Source organism: Sphingobacterium thalpophilum (assembly GCF_901482695.1).
Taxonomy (GTDB): domain Bacteria; phylum Bacteroidota; class Bacteroidia; order Sphingobacteriales; family Sphingobacteriaceae; genus Sphingobacterium; species Sphingobacterium thalpophilum.
Genome location: NZ_LR590484.1, coordinates 5,409,220 through 5,429,531, shown reverse-complemented (window position 1 = coordinate 5,429,531; position 20,312 = coordinate 5,409,220). Strand labels below are relative to the sequence as shown.

The 20,312-nt window shown below is 42.8% G+C and carries 16 protein-coding genes; 14 read left to right on the top strand and 2 right to left on the bottom strand.

Going from position 1 to position 20,312, the window contains the following annotated elements; translation table 11 throughout:
- Nucleotides 1-141: 141 nt before the first annotated feature.
- From FGL37_RS23020 to FGL37_RS22995, 6 genes are all read left to right on the top strand, one after another.
- Nucleotides 142-741 (top strand): TetR/AcrR family transcriptional regulator, encoded by a 600-nt coding sequence (locus FGL37_RS23020; RefSeq protein ID WP_028068293.1) that lies wholly within the window; start codon nucleotides 142-144, stop codon nucleotides 739-741.
- A gap of 28 nt (nucleotides 742-769) precedes the next feature.
- Nucleotides 770-2,113 carry a TolC family protein gene (locus tag FGL37_RS23015; RefSeq protein ID WP_028068292.1) on the top strand — a complete coding sequence of 448 codons (1,344 nt, stop codon included), beginning with the start codon at nucleotides 770-772 and terminating at the stop codon, nucleotides 2,111-2,113.
- Between the two features lie 14 nt (nucleotides 2,114-2,127).
- The gene (locus FGL37_RS23010; protein WP_028068291.1) at nucleotides 2,128-3,183 is read left to right on the top strand and encodes an efflux RND transporter periplasmic adaptor subunit; all 1,056 of its coding nucleotides are present in this window, start codon (nucleotides 2,128-2,130) and stop codon (nucleotides 3,181-3,183) included.
- A 64-nt stretch (nucleotides 3,184-3,247) separates the two neighbouring features.
- The gene (locus tag FGL37_RS23005) at nucleotides 3,248-6,400 is read left to right on the top strand and encodes an efflux RND transporter permease subunit (RefSeq protein WP_028068290.1); all 3,153 of its coding nucleotides are present in this window, start codon (nucleotides 3,248-3,250) and stop codon (nucleotides 6,398-6,400) included.
- A 154-nt stretch (nucleotides 6,401-6,554) separates the two neighbouring features.
- The gene (gene glmS / locus FGL37_RS23000; protein WP_028068289.1) at nucleotides 6,555-8,396 is read left to right on the top strand and encodes a glutamine--fructose-6-phosphate transaminase (isomerizing); all 1,842 of its coding nucleotides are present in this window, start codon (nucleotides 6,555-6,557) and stop codon (nucleotides 8,394-8,396) included.
- 7 nt (nucleotides 8,397-8,403) lie between these two features.
- A complete protein-coding gene (locus FGL37_RS22995) occupies nucleotides 8,404-10,584 on the top strand; it encodes a DUF4954 family protein (protein WP_028068288.1) in 2,181 nt (726 codons plus the stop codon).
- 99 nt (nucleotides 10,585-10,683) lie between these two features.
- On the opposite strand, the gene FGL37_RS22990 is transcribed toward FGL37_RS22995, so the two are convergent.
- A complete protein-coding gene (locus FGL37_RS22990; RefSeq protein ID WP_028068287.1) occupies nucleotides 10,684-11,256 on the bottom strand; it encodes a helix-turn-helix domain-containing protein in 573 nt (190 codons plus the stop codon).
- Nucleotides 11,257-11,553: 297 nt separating this feature from the next.
- Nucleotides 11,554-12,369 (bottom strand): prolipoprotein diacylglyceryl transferase, encoded by an 816-nt coding sequence (lgt, locus tag FGL37_RS22985; RefSeq protein WP_028068286.1) that lies wholly within the window; start codon nucleotides 12,367-12,369, stop codon nucleotides 11,554-11,556.
- Between the two features lie 161 nt (nucleotides 12,370-12,530).
- Here lgt and FGL37_RS22980 point away from each other — a divergent pair, with 161 nt between their 5' ends.
- From FGL37_RS22980 to FGL37_RS22945, 8 genes are all read left to right on the top strand, one after another.
- Nucleotides 12,531-13,649: a M42 family metallopeptidase gene (locus tag FGL37_RS22980; RefSeq protein WP_028068285.1), complete on the top strand. Its 1,119-nt coding sequence runs from the start codon at nucleotides 12,531-12,533 to the stop codon at nucleotides 13,647-13,649.
- A 37-nt stretch (nucleotides 13,650-13,686) separates the two neighbouring features.
- Entirely contained in the window at nucleotides 13,687-14,028 is a 342-nt protein-coding gene (locus tag FGL37_RS22975; RefSeq protein ID WP_028068284.1) for a DUF3467 domain-containing protein, read from the top strand.
- 152 nt (nucleotides 14,029-14,180) lie between these two features.
- Nucleotides 14,181-15,689, top strand: coding sequence for a carbon-nitrogen hydrolase family protein (locus FGL37_RS22970; protein ID WP_028068283.1), 1,509 nt, complete (start codon nucleotides 14,181-14,183; stop codon nucleotides 15,687-15,689).
- A gap of 67 nt (nucleotides 15,690-15,756) precedes the next feature.
- On the top strand, nucleotides 15,757-17,799 hold the full coding sequence (locus tag FGL37_RS22965; protein WP_028068282.1) for a M13 family metallopeptidase: 2,043 nt from the start codon (nucleotides 15,757-15,759) through the stop codon (nucleotides 17,797-17,799).
- A 139-nt stretch (nucleotides 17,800-17,938) separates the two neighbouring features.
- On the top strand, nucleotides 17,939-18,250 hold the full coding sequence (gene rplU, locus FGL37_RS22960) for a 50S ribosomal protein L21 (RefSeq protein ID WP_028068281.1): 312 nt from the start codon (nucleotides 17,939-17,941) through the stop codon (nucleotides 18,248-18,250).
- 43 nt (nucleotides 18,251-18,293) lie between these two features.
- A complete protein-coding gene (gene rpmA / locus FGL37_RS22955) occupies nucleotides 18,294-18,557 on the top strand; it encodes a 50S ribosomal protein L27 (protein ID WP_028068280.1) in 264 nt (87 codons plus the stop codon).
- Between the two features lie 155 nt (nucleotides 18,558-18,712).
- Nucleotides 18,713-19,456 carry a hypothetical protein gene (locus tag FGL37_RS22950; protein ID WP_028068279.1) on the top strand — a complete coding sequence of 248 codons (744 nt, stop codon included), beginning with the start codon at nucleotides 18,713-18,715 and terminating at the stop codon, nucleotides 19,454-19,456.
- Between the two features lie 5 nt (nucleotides 19,457-19,461).
- Complete coding sequence (locus FGL37_RS22945) at nucleotides 19,462-20,052, top strand: hypothetical protein (RefSeq protein ID WP_028068278.1); 591 nt, start codon at nucleotides 19,462-19,464, stop codon at nucleotides 20,050-20,052.
- Nucleotides 20,053-20,312: the final 260 nt, after the last annotated feature.

Sequence of the window (20,312 nt, the reverse complement as noted above, 5' to 3'; positions counted from 1 at the left end):
TTTTGAAGTTTGCCTTTTTTGTTGTCAGCTAAACATCAAATTAATAGGGATTTCAAAATATATTTTGCACTGGAGACTACTTTTTATATTTTTGAACAATTTCTGATAAAAGTCAGAAAGTAGAAAGGAGTTTTTTGTAGAATGGAAGATAGAAAAGATCAGATCATTGAGGCCGCGATACGACGCTTTATGCACTACGGTTTTAGTAAGACAACCATGAATGAGATTGCGGAGGACATAAAAATTACGAAAGCCAACTTGTATTATTATTACTCAGAGAAGAATGCGCTGATACGGGATGTTCTGATTCGCTTAACCGATGAATACCGTCAGGAGGAAGAGCAGATGGTGAGTGTACATGAGGGGTCGACCTATGAGTTGATCATGAAGATATTGGAATTGAGGGATGCATTTGTGCGCAAATATTATATGTTGCATATGAATGAGAATCTTGAATGGATCAAAGGTCTGTCGATGCAGGATTTCTTTCAGTGTCTGCATAATAGAGATGTGAAGGCACTTTACGAAATTTTTCAGGCTGGAGTAGAGAAGGGGGAACTCAATGACGAACATCTGTATGAGACAGCAGAGATTTATGTAGAGCTGATGAAAAGCCTTTCCTTGATGTGCAATATTTCGGATATCATTTCGGGGATTCCCAATCAAGATCGTTTTGATGAAGTATTACAGAAACAAAAGTTGGCTACAAAGCTGTTTTTTAATGGTATAAATAAAAAGTAGATATAAAATTAGGATAAATAATTTAGGAATGAAAACAATCAGAATACTAGCCAGCCTGTTATTGGGTACGATGGTTTTCCAGAGCCATGCACAGCAGCAGTTAAGCTTAAGTGATGCGATCAAGTTTGCGTTGCAAAACAAGGCGGACGCTAAGAAAGCAAGCCTTGATGTAGCCAACGCGGAACATAAGATTGCTGAGGTCAAATCAGGTGCGTTGCCACAGGTAAATTTCAATGGTGGAATAACGTATAATCCGTTGATCCAAAAAGTAGCGCTTCCCGGAGAACTCATCGGTCAGCCGGGTACAACCGTTATGGCTGCGTTTGGTCAGAAATGGCAATCGACCAATTCCATTAGTCTCAATCAGCAACTGTTTAATCAAACAGTTTTCACCGGACTAAAGGCGGCAAAGACCACCAGGGAATTTTATATTATCAATAAGGCCCTGACTGATGAACAGCTGATCGAAAAAGTTGCAAATAGTTATTACGATGTTTATCAATCCAAGCTGCAGCTTAAGACGGTTGAAAATAATCTTGAAAGCACTACCAAAACGAGGGATGTTATAGAGGGATTGTACAACAATGGCCTGGCCAAGAAGATCGATTTGGATCGTACGAATGTTGCCGTTACTAATCTAAAAGCATCTCGGCAACAGCTGATTAATGCGGTTGAACTAAAGGAGAATGCGCTCAAATTTGTGATTGGGATGCCAATGTCCGAGCAATTTGTTATGCCTAGTTCGACTTTCGAGACTGTAGCACTTAATGCAGTATATGATCCTATAGATGTTAATAACCGGACAGAAATACAGGTGCTAAGTAAGCAGAACGAGCTATTAGAACTAAATAAGAAAGCTGAAATTTCCAAATATTATCCAACGCTTTCATTCACTGCGAACTATGGACGTCAAGGGCTGGGTCCGGTTTTTCCATTGTTCTCAAAAGCAGAAGGCGTCAACTGGTCTAGTTTCTCGGGCATCGGTCTGAATTTAACAGTTCCAATTTTCAATGGCTTCCAGACCAGGTCGAAGGTTCGTCAGGCTCAGATTGATATCGACAAATTACAGGTTGATATTGCCGATACTAAATTGGCACTTAACCTCGCGGCTGAAAATTCGAGGGTTCAGATCAAAAATAGCTTATTGACTATCGAGTCAAATCGCAAAAATGTGGAGCTTGCTAAATCCGTATTGGAAGACACCAATAACAATTATAAAAATGGTTTGGCAACGTTGACTGATCTGTTGGATGCCGAAAAAGCTTATGCGGATGCGCAAAACAACCTGAATACCTCTTTGCTCGATTATAAAATTGCGGAAGTGCAGCTGATCAAAGCAAACGGAAATCTTAAATCTCTAATTAACGAATAATTGACTAATACAATATGAAACGCGGAATTATTACCCTACTTATTATTGCTGCCGGCTTGGCAGGAATATTTTTTGTGTTAAATAAGAATAAAAAGAAAAATGAAGCCGAGACAGCAGAAGTGGCTAAAACCAACGCAGCAATTGCGGTACGGATCGATACGGCAAAATTAAGTTCGATGGATTTGCGTTACACTGCAAATGGGACTTTTGCACCCAAACAGGAGGTGACAGTTTCTGCTGAGACGGCGGGTAGAGTTGTGAAGGTATTAGTTGATGAGGGGTCACATGTGAGCGCGGGTCAGACACTAGCGATCATTGAAGGAGACAAGTTAAATGTGAATGTTGCAAACGCACAGGCTGCTTTTACCAATGCGCAGGCGGATTTACAGCGCTTTGAAAGCGCCTATTCAACAGGTGGCGTTACCAAACAGCAGCTGGACCAGGTCAAATTACAGTATGAGAATGCAAAAAACAACTTAAGGGCATCCAAGTTGAACGCGGGCGACGTGACCATAAAGACCTCAGTTTCGGGCGTTGTAAATGCGCGTAAAATTGAGCCCGGTACCTATTTAAATGTCGGCGCGGCTGCTTTTGATATCGTCAATGTTGGCACGCTTAAGTTACGTGTAAATGTCGATGAGAAAAATGTGGCAACACTTAAAGTTGGTCAGTCTGTTGATGTCACAGCCAGCGTTTATCCTGATCAGAGATTTACCGGTAAGATTACATTTATTGCACCGAAATCTGATGGTAGTCTGAATTTTCCCGTTGAAATTGAAGTGAATAATTCCTCCAATCAGTTGCGAGCGGGGATGTATGGAACGGCAATATTCGGTGAAGGAGTTGCCAGCAATACCTTGATTGTGCCTCGTACGGCATTTGTGGGTAGTGTTAGCGACAACAAGATATTTGTGCTCAAAAATGGAAAGGCTGTAGAAACGAATGTGAAATCCGGAAGAAACTTTGGAGATTATATTGAGATCTTAGGCGGACTGCAAGACGGCGACCAGGTGATTATTTCTGGTCAGATCAATTTGTTTGATCAGAGCCCTGTTGAGATTATCAAGTAATGCCAGCTATATCATCGTATCAATGAATTTGTGGTTTCATTGCCATTAAAAACGAATAATTCTAATGAAAATTACCGAAATATCGATAAAACGTCCCAGTATAATCATCGTATTATTTATAATACTTACATTAGGTGGGTTGTTTTCTTATACCCAGCTGGGGTACGAGTTGGTCCCTAAGTTTGAGATCAACGTAATCACGGTGCAGACGGTCTATCCGGGGGCGTCTCCGGCGGAGGTTGAGAGTTCTGTTACCAAAAAAATTGAGGACGCCATCTCCTCTCTTGAAAGTATCAAAAAGGTTGAGTCCACATCGCTAGAGGGAGTGTCCATCGTTATGATTACCCTCAATAACGGTGCGGATGTCAACTTCTTGCTTACCGACGCCCAGCGAAAGATCAATGCGGTCATCAACGATCTTCCGGATGACGTAGAAACGCCTTCGCTGTCCAAATTCTCTTTGGATGATGTGGCCATCATGAGTTTGGCAGTAACGTCAAACTTGTCGGAAAAAGAGCTGTATGACCTATTGGACAACAAAATTCAGCCTGTATTTGCGCGTATCAATGGTGTTGCCAAAGTGGATATGGTGGGTGGTGAGGAACGGGAGATCCAGATTTCTGTTGATCCCAAGAAAATTGAGGGCTACGGTCTCTCCATTGCGCAGGTGCAACAGACTGTTGCAGCCTCCAACCTGGACTTTCCAACGGGAAATGTCAGTACACGCGACAATAGAACAACCATCCGCCTTTCAGGTAAGGTGACTTCTATTGAGGAATTACGTAACCTGCCGATCATGACACCTGCAGGTGTGCAGATCTATCTGCGCGATATTGCAGACGTTCAGGATGGTATCAAGGAGATTGAAAAGGTAGCGCGTTTAGACCGTCAGAACACCATCCTGTTACAGGTTTTCAAACAATCTGATGCAAATGCAGTGGCAGTGTCGGAAGCAGTCAAGAAAACGATCACGCAAGTAGAAAAGGACTATACCAACAATAATATCAAGATCTTGGTAGCGAATGATTCGACGGACTTTACGTTGAATGCTGCGGATAATGTAATCCACGACTTAATGATCGCTATTGCATTGGTTGGTTTCATTATGCTGTTTTTCTTGCAGAGTCTGCGTAATGCGGCGATCACGATGGTGGCGATCCCATTATCATTAATCGCAACGTTTATCGGCTTGTTGCTGATGGGGTATACTTTAAATCTGATGTCCTTATTGGGGCTATCACTGGTGGTCGGTATTTTAGTGGATGATGCGATCGTTGTGATCGAAAACATCCACCGCCATATGGAGATGGGCAAAAATAAAGTGCGGGCCGCTTATGACGGCGCATCGGAAATTGGGTTTACCGTAACGGCCATCACTCTGGTTATCGTCGTTGTATTTTTGCCGATAGCGATGTCCACAGGGCTTGTTGCAAACATCCTTGCCCAGTTCTGCGTCACGGTGATTATTTCCACGATGCTATCTCTATTGGTATCTTTTACAGTGGTTCCTTGGTTGTACTCGCGTTTTGGAAAACTGGAGCACTTAAGCAAATCTTCGCTCTTCGGCCGCATTATCCATGGTTTTGAAAGTGGTCTAACCAGTTTTACCCACTGGGTGGGTGGCCTGTTGGTCTGGGCACTAAAAACCCGTATGACCAAGCTGGCGACTCTGGGTATAGCGGTAGGCTTGCTTGTGGCGTCCTTTATGCTGATTGCCAAAGGCTATATCGGTTCGGATTTCTTCCCGGGGATAGACCGTAAAGAGTTCTTTATCCAGCTTGAACTGGAAAAAGATGCTTCGTTGGAAAAGACGAACTTGCTGACGCAGAAAGCAGAAGCATATATCAAGTCCAAGCCCGAAGTTAAAGAAATCATCACTACAGTAGGTCAGTCCTCGGATGGTATGGCTTCGACCACGGGATCGCGGTACAAATCCGAAATTCATGTCATCATGGATAAGGAAAACTTTGAAGGCAATTCGCAGGTCTACTCCGCAACTTTAAAGCGTGAGCTTGAAAATAAACTGATAGGAGCTAAAATCAAAACTGTCAATGTCGGTATTATGGGTGCGGAGCAAGCGCCTCTTAAATTGACTATTATCGGAGCATCGGTAGAAGATGCACAGGAGTTTGCAGAGAAAGCGGCAGATCAGCTCCGCAAGATTCCTGGAGCCGCAGGTGTGAAGCTGACTTCTGAATCCGGCAACCCTGAGATCAATGTGAAGATCGACCGGGATAAAATGACTTCCCTTGGGCTCAATGTCTCAACAGTCGGGATGACCATGCAGACGGCCTTTTCCGGAAATACAGATAATAAGTTCCGGGCCGGTGACAATGAATATGACATTAATATTCGATATAGCGAAAACGGGCGTGCCAATATTGATAATGTGCGCGATCTGAAATTTATTAATAATCAGGGGGCATCGATTTCTCTTGAGCAGTTTGCGGCAATAACGTACGGTTCAGGGCCGACCTTATTAGAACGGCGTGACAAGTCTCCGGCGGTATCTATACAGGGGCAGGTGATTGGTAGACCGATGGGAACGGTCGCGCAGGAATGGCAGGCACAGTTTGAAAAGCTTCCTCGCAAACCGGGAATCGTGTTTATCTGGGGTGGTAATATGGAAAACCAAACCGAAGGTTTCGGTACGCTGGGTATCGCCCTGTTGGCGTCCATCATCCTTGTTTACCTGGTGATGGTTGCATTATACGATAGTTTTATCACACCTTTTGTCGTATTGTTTTCCATCCCGTTGTCCTTTATTGGAGCATTGTTATTCCTTGCGCTGGGCAATCAGACACTTAACATCTTCACGATATTAGGTATTATCATGTTGATCGGTCTAGTGGCCAAAAACGCTATCATGCTAGTGGATTTTGCCAACCATCGGAAGGAAGCAGGTGACAATACGCACGATGCGCTCGTCGCCGCAAACCACGCACGTCTACGTCCGATTCTGATGACGACGATAGCCATGGTATTCGGTATGATTCCGATCGCAATTGCGACAGGGGACGGTGCGGATATGAACAGAGGACTGGCCATTGTGATCATTGGCGGTCTGCTCTCATCCCTGTTCCTGACATTGGTGGTAGTGCCTGTGGTGTATTCTATTTTTGATAGTTTGCAACGCCGTTTCGGTAAGAAGGAAAAGACTGATTATGAAGCGCTGATGGTGGAAGATTACGACCACGTTGATGTCGCCGAACATTAGACAAAGCATACCTGCATAAAAAAATTGGGGGAACAGCTCAGCTGTTCCCCCAATTTTTTTATGTTAATTTTGGGTTAAACAATCGATTGCGTGATTTTTTTTTATTAGATTGCGCCCGCATTAACAAAATATATACTTTAAAATTGAGACAAGCATGTGTGGAATTGTAGGATACACAGGTTACCGTCAGGCGTATGGTATCGTCATTGATGGATTAAAGAAATTAGAATACCGCGGTTACGATAGTGCCGGAGTTGCTCTGCACAAAGGTGAACAGATTGATGTTTACAAGAAAACAGGAAAAGTAGCGAATTTAGAGGAATTCGTATATGGTCAGGATCTCCAGTCCACGACCGGTATAGGCCATACCCGATGGGCTACACATGGAGAGCCATCGGACCGAAACGCTCACCCACATTATTCTAACAGCGGCCGCATTGCGATGATTCATAATGGTATTATCGAGAACTACGCGTCGTTAAAGGCTGAGCTCATCAACAAAGGTTATCATTTTAAGAGCGATACCGATACCGAAGTTCTGGTGAATTTTATTGAGGAAATCCAGTTACAGAACAACTGTACATTGGAAGAGGCCATCCGCATAGCTCTTAAAAGAGTAGTAGGTGCATATGTTATTCTTGTTCTTGAAGCGGGCTACCCGGACCGTATCATTGCAGCGAGAAAGGGGAGTCCATTGGTGATCGGAATAGGTAAAAATGAGCATTTTCTCGGTTCTGACGCTTCGCCGATGCTGGCTTATACCAAGGAGGTTGTTTATATTAATGACTACGAACTTGCGATTATTACACCGGATGAGTTAATTCTCAAAAATCTGGGAAATGAGCGGATTACACCTTATATCCAGAAGTTGGACATGGAACTGTCTGCAATCGAAAAGGGTGGTTACGATCACTTTATGCTCAAGGAAATTTTCGAACAGCCTCATACAATATATGATTCCATGCGCGGCCGTCTGGATTTGCAGTCCAATCAGATTATTTTGAGTGGCATAGAGAAGTATGCACAAGAGATAAGCAGTACCAACCGTATTGTCATTGTTGCTTGCGGCACGAGCTGGCATGCCGGACTTATTGCTGAATACATTATTGAAGAATTATGTCGTATCAATGTTGAAGTGGAGTATGCTTCGGAGTTCCGCTACCGGAATCCTGTGATTCATCCGGGAGATGTCATTTTGGCCATCTCACAGAGTGGTGAGACTGCTGATACATTGGTTGCTCTGGAAAATGCGAAAAAACAGGGGGCCATTATTCTTGGTGTTGTCAATGTGGTCGGATCTTCGATTGCAAGGTTGTCTGATGCTGGCGCTTATACCCATGCTGGACCAGAAATAGGAGTGGCCAGCACCAAAGCATTTACGGCGCAGCTGACCGTTCTGAATTTAATCGCATTAAAGATTGCAGCGTTAAAAGGCACGATTGATGAAAACCGTTTCAAGGAATTGTCTCAGGAACTGCATGATGTGCCACAAAAGGTAGAGTGGATATTGGATACGCAGATCGATAAAATTCAGCAAATAGCAAAAAAATACAAAAACGCTCGTGACTTTTTATTTCTCGGTAGAGGGTACAATTTCCCCGTTGCGTTGGAAGGAGCGCTTAAATTAAAAGAAATCTCCTATATTCATGCCGAAGGTTATCCCGCGGCTGAAATGAAACATGGTCCAATTGCTTTGGTAGATGAAAACCTGCCGGTGGTGTTTGTCGCCACCAAGGATGCCTACCATGAAAAGATCGTTTCCAATATACAGGAGATTAAGGCACGGAAAGGAAAGATTATTTCTGTTGTGACGAAAGGTGATGCTGTTTCCGAAAATTTATCGGACGATTTCATGGAGATCCCTGAGGCCGATGAGATCATTGCTCCATTAATCTCGGTAGTGCCATTGCAATTGCTTTCTTACTATATCGGGGTTGAGTTGGGACTAGACGTAGACAAACCACGAAATCTCGCTAAATCAGTAACCGTAGAGTAGGAGGCGCATGAGTGTATTAAAAAAGAGACCTTTGGAACAACTGGGATATGGGTTTATCCCAAGTGAGTTTCTTCGTGAGGGGCAGGACGAGTATACGTTGCGTTTTCAGCAAAATCCGCGCAGTGATTACAGAGATCTCACTGCAACAGAAATCGAGCAGCTTGTAGCCAATGGCAATTGGGCGAGCGACTGGTCTAAAATTAAAGTGTCAGCAATTTTTAACCCCAATCAAATTCAGAACTGTAAATTTTACGGCCTGGTGCGTATTGGCAACCTCAGTCCAAGTTATTTGGAATACCGTAACTTACAGCTTCCTATAGGGCTGTATCACTCGACCATTATTAGTTCGGACTTCGGTGATGACGTCGCTGTTCACCATGTAGGTTACCTGTCTTACTTCATTATCGGTAATGAAGTATTACTGAGCCAGATCAAGGAGATGGAAACTGGTAGTACTGCCAAGTTTGGAAACGGAATTTTGCGTGACGGTGAGGAACCCGGAAAACGGATACAGCTGGAGCTTTGCAATGAAAACGGAGCTCGGTCTGTTTACCCATTTGACGGGATGCAGGCAGCTGATGTTTATTTATGGACCCGCAATCGGCATGATGTTATACTGCAGAAACGATTTGAGAAACTGACCGATCAGAAATTTGGTACCCAGCGTGGTTATTACAGTCAGATCGGCGACCGCTGCGTGATCAAGAACACATTTACCATCAAAAACGTTAAGATCGGAACTGATGCGTATATCAAAGGGGTCAATAAATTAAAAAATGTTACGGTCAACTCTTCGCAGGAATCCTATACACAGATCGGAGAAGGATGTGAGCTGGTCAACGGTATCATCGGTTACGGCTGCCGTATTTTTTATGGGGTCAAAGCGGTGCGTTTTATCCTGGCTTCCTATTCGCAGCTCAAGTACGGCGCCCGTTTGATTAATTCTTATCTGGGTGACAATTCGACCATCTCGTGCTGTGAGGTTTTAAATTCACTGATTTTTCCTGCGCATGAGCAGCATCACAATAACTCATTTTTGTGCGCTGCGCTGGTCATGGGGCAAAGCAATATGGCTGCTGGCGCAACAGTGGGATCCAATCACAATTCAAGGGCCGCAGATGGGGAGATTATAGCAGGTAGGGGCTTTTGGCCCGGGCTCTGTGTCAGTCTTAAGCATAATTCGCGATTTGCATCGTATTGTCTTATTGTAAAAGGGGATTTTCTATACGAACTTGATATTCAGTTGCCGTTTACATTAGTTAGCAACGATGTGCAGCATGATAGGCTGGTGTTGATCCCCGGTTATTGGTTTATGTACAATATGTACGCCTTGGTACGTAATGCGAATAAATATGAGGCGCGTGACAACAGGCATTTCAAAAATCAGTATTTCGAATATGATATGCTGGCTCCAGATACCGTCAATGAAATGTTTGCCGGACTCGATATCTTAGCTCTTGCCGTGGCCGATACCCTGAACCCGGGAGTACAGGGCACCCGGGCTGAACGGATTGAAGCAGGGCGTAAACTGCTCGCTAAACCGGCTGATCTAAAAGATAAAACGATTATTTGGACCGATGCTGAGAACTCCCGGCGGCCTACTGTCATTCAAAAAGTGGGGGAAGCGTACCAGCTCTACTGTTCTTTTATCAAGTACTATGGCACATTGCACCTGATGGATGCGCTGGAAGAGGGTCATTCGCTTAGTGCTATTCTAAAGGATCTTGTGGACGGCAAGCGTACAGAGTGGGAAAACATCGGTGGTCAGCTTATCGAAAGCGGCGCGCTGCAGCAGCTGCTTGAAGATATCAGATCCGAAAAGATGAGTACATGGGATGATATCCATGAATTGTACCACGAAAAAAGTAAAGAATATCCGTCTGATAAACGCAGACATGCACTCCTGTCTTTGGTTGAGATATTGACTCTTGAAGGTCTTGAATTATCTGAAGATAAAATCGTACATTTGTTGAATCAGGCTTTGGAACATCGTATTTGGATAGGCGAGCAGATTTATAAATCGCGGGCTAAGGATTATAAAAATCCGTTCAAAAATATGGTATATGCCAATGACGAGGAACGCGATATCGTCGTTGGAAAGCTGGAAGAGAATTCTTTTATCAAACAGCAGCAAAAGGAACTGGAGATATTTAAGATAAGGGTTGCTAATTTGAAAGGGCAATTTTAAAGAGAAAGGCTTCCTCCCGGAAGCCTTTTCTGTTTTTTGACGTTTGCCCGCTCGAATATCTTTCAGAATTCCGGATGGCTGTCCGAGCGAGCAGCTTAGTTATCCTGGGCCGTTGATTTTGTCCAGTGGTTTGCGTTTATTTTCCTTTATATGTTTAAAATGGCTTGGCGTCAGGCCGGTCACTTTTTTAAACTGATTGCTCAGGTACGCAACACTCGAGTAGTTGAGCTGATAAGCAATTTCACTCAGTGTGAGCTCATCGTATACGAGCAACTCTTTTACATACTCTATTTTTTGGCCAATAAAATACTTTTCAATTGTTAAGCCTTCCACTTCTGAAAATAAATTCGAAATATAATTGTAATCATGGTAGACCTGTTTGCTGATGATCTCCGACAAGTTCATGTTGGTATTATTATGCTGTTTTCTTACTAGATCCAGAACAAGGTGTTTTACCTGCTCGATCAGTACCATACGTCTGTCATCAATGAGTTCAAAGCCTAGGGCAGAAAAGCTGCCTGCCAGCTGATCGGTTTGATCCTTATTAAGTGTTTCTTCAATTTCAACTTGTCCTAAAGATATATGTTTAATATGGAGGCCCATTTTGGTAAGCTCATTTTCAACAACCATAATGCATCTATTGCAGACCATGTTCTTTATAGCAAGTTTCATCTGTTTTTTATTACAAGTTACAAATCTAAGTCCAAAAATCACAAATTAATCCCACATCGCTTTGTAAGATTTAAGGTATATGTTGTAGTATTTTGGATGTCGTATACTTCGCCTCTTCGTGGAGATATGACCGCTATTAGAGGTAGCTCAGTGTATATTGAATACGTGATTGACTCGGACTCACCACGGACTCATCATGGACTCACTTCGGATTCACTATGACGGAGTCTCGGCCGAATGTCGGGGGATTGCACATCCATTACTCAAGCGATCAGCAAATCAATCCACCTTTAATTTTTAAGCTTTTGATTTGCGAAAGATAAAATAGAGACCCACCAAAATAAAGGGTACACTCAATAGCTGACCCATATTTAAAAACATGCTTTGCTCCCAAGGTTCCTGATCGATTTTAAAGTGCTCAAGCACCATGCGTGCACCAAACAACAAGACCATGAATACTCCGAACAGCCAGCCTTTTTTACGGTTGGCGTTTGACTTAAACAATGAGGTGATGATAAGAAATATAATGATATAGGCGACAGCCTCATAAAGCTGTCCGGGATGTCGTGGAATGTTGTCATGGCGTTCGAAAACGATTGCCCAGGGAAGATCTGAAGGAGTGCCTACCATTTCGGAATTGAAAAAGTTCCCAATACGTATTAAAGCGCCCGCAATCGGGACTACGACTACCAATCGGTCTGCCAGCCATAAAAAATCTGTTTTGGTCTTACGGCAGAATAGATAAAGGGCCACAAGGATACCGATGGCGCCACCGTGGGATGCGAGTCCCGCAAATCCGGTCACGTGGAAACCTGTTTTATCCCATTTAAAGGGAAGGAAGATCTCTAAGATATGGTCTTTATAATAATCAAAATCATAAAACAGACAATGTCCAAGGCGGGCGCCGATTAAAGTGCCCAGGAAGATATAAATAGAAAGCTGGTCCAGCTGTTCCTGCGTACGTCCTTCTTTTTTGAAAATGCGCAGCATAATTACATAGGAAATAAAGAACGCCAGGAGCCAGCATAAGGCATAATAACGCAGGGCGAACGTCCCGAAGTTGAACATCTCGGGATCAATATTCCAGTGTATGGCACTTGGTATAAAATTCATATGATATAAGTCTATTTAAAATTATCAGGGTAAAGATAAGGTTTAATCTTATTTTTCAATAAAATCAAATTGAATTGTCGGGATAATATTCTAAAAAACATTTTTACTTTTGCATTTCATCGAAATTTTCATATTTTGACGAAAGTAAACAGAAAGGAAAGATGGCTGAAAAGAATAAGAAAAAAGAACCAAAAACGGCTGCTGTCGTAACAAAAGATTCGCTTTTATTTTTCGAAAAATATATAAACAATGCTTCGCCCACCGGATTTGAGTGGGATGGACAGCGTGTGTGGCTGGATTATCTAAAGCCATATGTCGACGAGACGTTTGTAGACAATTATGGCACTGCTGTCGGTATAATCAATCCGAAAGCTGCTTATAAAGTGGTTATTGAGGCGCATGCGGATGAGATTTCTTGGTTTGTGAACTACATTACCAAAGACGGTTTGATCTACGTGGTGCGTAACGGAGGCTCAGATCATCAGATTGCACCGTCCAAGCGTGTCAACATCCATACTGATAGGGGTATTGTGAAGGCTGTGTTTGGCTGGCCTGCCATTCACACACGTGCTGGCGAGAAAGAAGAAAACCCTTCTTTGAAAAATATATTTTTGGACTGTGGCTGCAGCTCAAAGGAAGAAGTGGAGGCACTCGGGGTTCATGTGGGCTGTGTCATTACTTACGAGGACACATTCTCTATTCTGAATGATCGTTATTATGTCGGTCGGGCACTGGACAACCGCGCTGGCGGTTTTATGATCGCGGAGGTAGCCCGCCTGCTGAAAGAAAATAAAAAGAAATTGCCGTTTGGATTATATATCGTAAATTCGGTGCAGGAAGAGATCGGATTGCGGGGAGCTGAGATGATTGCCGACCGTATCAAACCTAATGTGGCTATTGTGACGGATGTAACGCACGATACGCAGACACCGATGATTAATAAAATCACACAGGGAGATTTATCTTCCGGAAAGGGGCCTGTATTGTCGTATGCGCCAGCGGTACAGGTTAATTTAAACAAATTGCTGGTCCAGGTGGCTGAGCAAAATAATATTCCTTTCCAGCGTCAGGCCTGTTCGCGGTATACGGGTACAGACACGGATGCCTTTGCATACAGCAACGGGGGGGTGCCTTCGGCGTTGATTTCGCTACCTCTACGATATATGCATACAACGGTAGAAATGGTGCATAAAGAGGATGTTGACAATGTGATCCGTCTGATTTATCAAACTTTACTGCATATCGAAGATGGACAGGACTTTAGAACTTTTACAAAATAAAAAATAGGATTATATTAACTTATCATTTAGAATTATTATGGAAAATAACCAAAATCAAAACGAATTGAGCATTGAGCTGACAGAAGAAGTAGCGGAAGGAATCTACTCAAATCTTGCGATTATCACTCACTCTAATACAGAATTTGTGGTTGACTTTATCCGTGTGATGCCAGGAGTGCCAAAAGCAAAAGTGAAATCAAGAATCGTTTTGACTCCAGAGCACGCAAAACGTCTTTTGGGTGCATTGGTTGACAACGTGAACCGTTTTGAAGCATTGAACGGTCCAATCAAACTAGATGCAGGTGTTGCCGAGCAGCCACAGCAAGGTGGTGATCCTACGGTAGCATTTCCTTTCGGAACTCCTCAAGGTCAAGCATAATCAATAGAAAAAAATACGGATATTTTAGGCGGCGATGAAACATTCGGCGCCTTTTTTTCTCTCTGTATGTGGTTGTGAAACTACAGCTACGCTTGGTCTTGGGCCCAGCTTTTGCTAACTTTATGAAAAACTAAATACAAAAGGAGATTTATATGGATATTCAAGTGCGCAACTTGACGAAGAAAGATTATGTCGATCTGAAAAAATCAATGGAGAAAGCTTACGATGGTGTCGGGGATACTTGGTCAAAAGAGAATATTCAGGATCTTATCGACTTGTTCCCTGAGGGACAGTTTTGTGTGGAGATCGATGGGCATGTGGTCGCGTGTGCGCTGTCCATTATTCTTAACTCCAAGAAAAATAATATTTATGACAGTTACTATGAAATCATTGACGACGGTAAGTTCAGTAAACATAGCGATGATGGCGATACACTCTACGGTATTGAGGTATTCGTACATCCGGATCATCGGGCACTGAGGCTAGGGCGGCGGTTGTATGACGCCCGCAAGGAACTTTGTGAGCAGATGAATCTGAAATGTATTATTGCTGGTGGCAGGATTCCCAATTATCATAATTATGCGGACAAAATGAGCCCGAGGTTATATATTGAAAAAGTGAAGCGGAAGGAAATTTATGATCCTACGCTGACGTTTCAGCTTTCCAATGATTTCCATGTCAAAAAAATCTTGAAGCATTATCTGCCAGAGGATGCTGAGTCCATGGAATTTGCCACTCTTCTGGAATGGAATAATATCTATTATGAAGCAGATACCCGATCCATTTCGACCACAAAGCAGACGATTAGACTGGGACTTGTGCAGTGGCAGATGCGCCTTTTCGATAATATTGACGCTTTCTATGATCAGATTGAATTTTTCGTGGACACGGTCAGCGATTACGGGACGGATTTTATTATGTTCCCTGAGTTTTTTAATACACCGTTGATGAGCCCTTATAATGATCTTCCCGAGCGACTGGCAATGGAGCGGCTCGCGCAGCATACCGCCGAAATTATCGACCGGATCCAGCAGTTTGCTGTATCTTACAACGTGAATATTATAGCGGGGTCCATGCCGTTGGTGGAAAATAAAAAGCTTTATAATGTATCTTACCTTTGCCACCGTAATGGTAAACTTGATCAGTTCAAAAAAATCCATATTACGCCAAACGAATTTAAGTATTATGGTATGGTGGGTGGAAGCGAGGTAAAAGTGTTTGACACGGATTGCGGAAAGGTAGGATTGCTAATTTGTTATGACGTGGAGTTTCCGGAGTTGAGCCGCATTTTAGCTGATCAGGGGATGCAGATTCTTTTTGTGCCTTTTATGACTGATACACAGAATGGTTATATTCGGGTGCGAACTTGTGCACAGGCGCGCGCAATAGAAAATGAGTGTTATGTCGCCATTGCGGGTTCAGTGGGCAATCTGCCGCGTGTCAATAATATGGACATTCAGTATTCTCAGTCGGCAGTATTTACGCCCTCTGATTTTGCATTTCCAAACAACGCTATAAAGGCAGAAGCTACGCCAAATGCAGAAATGGTGCTGATTGCAGACGTTGATCTGTATGCACTGCGTGATCTTCACGAATATGGTACGGTCAAAGTGAAGAAAGACAGAAGAAAAGACCTGTATGAAGTAAAACTTTTGAAATAAAAGAACCGTGTTTTTGGGAGGTTCTAAATATGCTTAGCTTTAACTATATTCTTTAATCTAATAAAGTATGATACAAAAAATCAAATGGGGGACGCTTTCTCTGCTCTCAGTGATGATGTCGTGTCAGTCCCGCACGAGCAAAGAAAGCTCACAGGAGACCAGGACCAGCTTTTTTGATGTATCTGGCATGGATACAACGGTAAGCCCCGGCGATAATTTTTTCCAGTACGCAAATGGTAACTGGATGAAAAATACACAGATTCCAGCTTCTGAAACGGGCTGGGGCTCGTTTTATATTCTTGCAGATGAGAATTTGCAGAAGTTGAGGACTGTCCTGGAGAATGCGGCACAATCAAACAGCCAAGAGGGATCTGATCAGCAGAAAGCAGGAGATTTCTATACGAGTGGCATGGACACTATAACGATTGACAAACTTGGCGCTAAGCCGATCGAAGCTGCTATACAAAAGATTAACAATCTGAAGAGCACGGATGAACTGATCGCTTATGCAGCAGATGGTTTTAAAAACGGTGAAGGTGACCTTTTCACTTTCTATGTTGGCGCTGATGACCGAATCAGCAATAAGAATGCACTGCAGTTCTTCCAAGGCGGACTGAATCTGCCTGAGGCGAGTTATTATCTGGATCAAGATGATAAAGCAAAGAGAATCCGGCAGGCCTATGTTGTTTATCTGACTAAGTTGTTTGGCTTAATCGGAGAAGGAGCCAACGCCCAGAAGGCTGCTGAAGAAGTGCTGCGTCTTGAGACGGAAATTGCTAAATCACACCTCACTCCGGTTGAGTTGCGTGATCCGATCAAAAATTATAATAAGTTTGCCGTTGCCGAGTTCCAGAAACAGACACCAGATCTGAACTGGAAAGATATATTGGAACGTCTTCAGGTCAAGACTGACACCATTTTGGTACAGCAACCAAAGTTTTATGTAGCTCTTAACCACTTGTTGAAATCAGCGTCTCTGGATGCATGGAAGACAAAGCTAAAAGCGGATCTGGCGAATGCATCAGCGAGTGCGCTCAGCAAAGAGTTCCGGGATGCCAAGTTCGATTTGTTTGGTAAGACCCTCAATGGACAAAAACAGCAAAAGGAGCGTTGGAAACTAATCGTGAGCGCTGCCGACGAGCATCTGGGAGAAATAGTCGGTAAATTGTACGTTGACGATTATTTTAAACCCGAAGCGAAACGTCGCATGCTTGAGCTGGTCGATAATCTACAAAAAGTGTATAAAAGCCGGATCGAAAAACTGGATTGGATGACTCCAGAAACAAAGAAAAAGGCTATCGAAAAATTAGAAGCTTTTGCCAAGAAAATCGGCTATCCCGAAAAGTGGAAAGATTACAGTGATGTGCAGATCGCTAAGGATACTTATTATGCCAATTTGCAGTCGGCCGCAAAGCACGCTTACAAAGAAATGGTTGGTAAGATCAGCAAGCCGGTGGACAAATCAGAATGGTTGATGACAACACCTACTGTGAATGCGTATTACAATCCTCCATACAATGAGATTGTATTCCCGGCAGGGATATTACAATTTCCGTTCTTTGACGCCAATGCGGACGACGCCATCAATTACGGTGCAATTGGTGCTGTGATCGGTCATGAAATGACGCATGGTTTTGATGATCAGGGAAGGCAATATGATAAGGCTGGTAATCTGAACGACTGGTGGACTGCGGTGGATGCCAAACAGTTTACTGAACGGGCAAATCAGGTCGCGAAATTGTACGGAAGTTTCACGCTATTGGATAATCAGCATGTGAATGGAGAACTTACTTTAGGAGAGAATCTAGCTGATATCGGGGGGCTAAATATTGCGTACGATGCGTTCAAGCTGACGAAGCAGGGGCAAAGCAGTGACAAAATTGACGGCTTCACGCCAGACCAACGGTTCTTTCTGAGCTTTGCACAAGTATGGCGGGTCAAAAACAGTGATGAACGTATGCGTTTGCGTCTCAAAGTAGATCCACATAGCCCAGAGCAATTCCGTGTCAACGGACCAGTGTACAATATGGAAGCATTCTATAAGGCTTTTGATGTACAGCCAACGGCAAAAATGTATGTTGCCCCGGAGAAGAGGATTCTGGTCTGGTAAGCGTTTATTGTTCGGTTTCCTGTTATTGGGACAAGGCAATACTTTTGTTAAAATGAAGGAAAAAGGTATATTTGTTTTGAATTGTGATAAAAACTCGTTACTTTTGCCCTTCATTTAATAACAATTTAATTAATTAACAATGTACGCAATAGTAAATATAGCAGGACAGCAATTTAAGGTTGCAAAAGACCAGTTCCTTTTTGTACACCGTTTACAAGGAGATGAAGGCGCTAGTATTGAATTTGACAATGTATTGTTAGCAGAAGACGGTGGTAAATTTACCATTGGTACACCTAGCGTTGCTGGTGCAAAAGTTTCAGCTAAAATTTTGTCTCATTTAAAAGGCGATAAAGTTATCGTTTTCAAGAAAAAACGTCGTAAAGGCTACAAAAAGAAAAACGGTCACCGTCAACAATTTTCTAAAATCCAGATCACTGGTATTACGTTATAATTGAATTTTTAATCAGACAATAGTCTTAAATTAAGATAAAGAAATGGCACACAAAAAAGGTGCGGGTAGTTCTAAGAACGGCCGTGAGTCACATAGCAAGCGTTTAGGTATCAAAATCTTCGGTGGTCAGCAAGCAATCGCAGGTAACATCATTGTTCGCCAACGCGGTACGCAGCACAATCCTGATGTTAACGTCGGTATTGGTAAAGATCACACATTGTTCGCTTTAGTAGACGGTAAAGTAGTTTTCCGTAAGAAAGCGAACAATAAATCTTATGTTTCTGTAATTCCTACAGAGCAAGCATAAGGTTTGTAACAATATTGGGAAAGGCATCAAGCAATTGATGCCTTTTTTTGTGCACAATCCGTAAAGCTGACATCTTATGTGTTATTTTCTGTTAAATGTAACTGCTTTGGTACAATTTTTATAAAGGATATGTGTTTTAAGATAAATACCGATTTATGAATTACAAGAAGTTTGGATATGTGCTGTGGGGCGGACTGTTTGCCGTTTCATGCTATTCATGCAGTTCGATGTACATGCCCAATGTTCCCTCGGCGCCGATGTTTACAGGCGCAGGTGAGGTCTACGTTTCCGGCAACATCAATACAAAGGCGAACGCGTCCGCAAATCTGGGGGTTGCTATTACGGACCACGTTGCCGTTATCGCCAACGGATCCTATATGGATAACCGGTCTAACACCAAGGATCATGCGCAGAAAATGGCTGAGGCGGGTCTTGGATATTTTACGCGTTTTGGACGGAAAAATAATCGGGTATTTGAAGTGTATGGTGGGTACGGCCTTGGTAATACGCACATCGTTGACAAACGGTCTTCCACCATTGGTCAGGCGGTCGTTGAGACGCGCGACATGGATTTTGACAAGGTGTTTGTGCAGGTCAACTTCTCTTCTGAAAAGAAGGATGCACTAAAATTGTTCGGCAACAGACATGATATCGACTACGGCACGATTATCAGGCTCAGCAATATGCGGATGAAAAATCTCGCTATTGATGGTATACCTGCGTCAAAAGAAGATAATATGCTTGTAGAACCGGTTTTTTATACCCGAATGGGCTTGGGTAAGGGGTGGAAATTGCAGTATACAAACGGTATGGTTTTTGGCTTCAAAAGCAACGAGTATTTAAAAGCAGGCTACCCGTTGTTTACACTGGGAGTTTTGTATAAATTTGGAGGAAAATAGAGCTTATGAGCAAGAAAATTTTATTTGGGTACCTGCTGTTATTGGGTTTGTTTGTTTCCGCATGTGGCGTGAACCGACAAAAGGCACAGATTGAAAACCTGGCGAAATGCAAATTTGATGTAGAGTCTGTGGATAGCATCCGCCTGGCGGGAACTTCCTTGGACCGGCTGATCAAAAACAATGAAATAGACCTTGGGGCGGCACCCGGTCTAGCATTGGCCTATTTACGGAAGGATATTCCGTTGGATGCTGTCATCCGGTTGAAAATTGATAACCCGACATTAAAAAAAGCATCTATCAACAAGTTTCAGTATATAATCCTCTACGGTAAGCAACAGCTTGTCGAGGGTATTGTCAATCAATCACTGCAGATTGACCCCGGGGCATCAACTGTCGCAAATGTCCGAATTGCGGCTAACATATATGATCTGCTGATGAACTCAGACTTAAAGGATTTTTTAATGTCCAGTGATCAGAATAAAAAAGGAATTTTTACGTTAAAAATTAAACCTTCAATCAATATTGCCGGTCAATCGATATTTTATCCGGGGTATATCACGATAGATAAGACCGTGAGCCGAAAAATCCTTCTGTAAGGAAGTGGCATTGCGATAAAAAGGTTTTCCATCGGCTGGGAAACCTTTTTTGTTGGTGGTATACTTCGGGAATAGAACCATGCTTATAGTTCATACTCATGTTGCATAATACGATAGCACAGGTTTGTGTTAGTGAAGGATTGGCTGTTTTTAAACTGGTTGCTAAACCGTTATAAAAATAATTTATTTTATTAAAATAAAACTGTAATAAAAAAGTTATACTGCCTGAGTGTAAAGTGTACACCATATTTTATATTTTA

What these genes read in the sequence shown, in the direction of transcription:
- FGL37_RS23020 (WP_028068293.1), top strand. Translation starts at nt 142, where the DNA reads ATGGAAGATAGAAAAGATCAGATCATTGAGGCCGCGATACGACGCTTT.
- FGL37_RS23015 (WP_028068292.1), top strand. Translation starts at nt 770, where the DNA reads ATGAAAACAATCAGAATACTAGCCAGCCTGTTATTGGGTACGATGGTT.
- FGL37_RS23010 (WP_028068291.1), top strand. Translation starts at nt 2,128, where the DNA reads ATGAAACGCGGAATTATTACCCTACTTATTATTGCTGCCGGCTTGGCA.
- FGL37_RS23005 (WP_028068290.1), top strand. Translation starts at nt 3,248, where the DNA reads ATGAAAATTACCGAAATATCGATAAAACGTCCCAGTATAATCATCGTA.
- glmS (WP_028068289.1), top strand. Translation starts at nt 6,555, where the DNA reads ATGTGTGGAATTGTAGGATACACAGGTTACCGTCAGGCGTATGGTATC.
- FGL37_RS22995 (WP_028068288.1), top strand. Translation starts at nt 8,404, where the DNA reads ATGAGTGTATTAAAAAAGAGACCTTTGGAACAACTGGGATATGGGTTT.
- FGL37_RS22990 (WP_028068287.1), bottom strand. Translation starts at nt 11,256, where the DNA reads ATGAAACTTGCTATAAAGAACATGGTCTGCAATAGATGCATTATGGTT.
- lgt (WP_028068286.1), bottom strand. Translation starts at nt 12,369, where the DNA reads ATGAATTTTATACCAAGTGCCATACACTGGAATATTGATCCCGAGATG.
- FGL37_RS22980 (WP_028068285.1), top strand. Translation starts at nt 12,531, where the DNA reads ATGGCTGAAAAGAATAAGAAAAAAGAACCAAAAACGGCTGCTGTCGTA.
- FGL37_RS22975 (WP_028068284.1), top strand. Translation starts at nt 13,687, where the DNA reads ATGGAAAATAACCAAAATCAAAACGAATTGAGCATTGAGCTGACAGAA.
- FGL37_RS22970 (WP_028068283.1), top strand. Translation starts at nt 14,181, where the DNA reads ATGGATATTCAAGTGCGCAACTTGACGAAGAAAGATTATGTCGATCTG.
- FGL37_RS22965 (WP_028068282.1), top strand. Translation starts at nt 15,757, where the DNA reads ATGATACAAAAAATCAAATGGGGGACGCTTTCTCTGCTCTCAGTGATG.
- rplU (WP_028068281.1), top strand. Translation starts at nt 17,939, where the DNA reads ATGTACGCAATAGTAAATATAGCAGGACAGCAATTTAAGGTTGCAAAA.
- rpmA (WP_028068280.1), top strand. Translation starts at nt 18,294, where the DNA reads ATGGCACACAAAAAAGGTGCGGGTAGTTCTAAGAACGGCCGTGAGTCA.
- FGL37_RS22950 (WP_028068279.1), top strand. Translation starts at nt 18,713, where the DNA reads ATGAATTACAAGAAGTTTGGATATGTGCTGTGGGGCGGACTGTTTGCC.
- FGL37_RS22945 (WP_028068278.1), top strand. Translation starts at nt 19,462, where the DNA reads ATGAGCAAGAAAATTTTATTTGGGTACCTGCTGTTATTGGGTTTGTTT.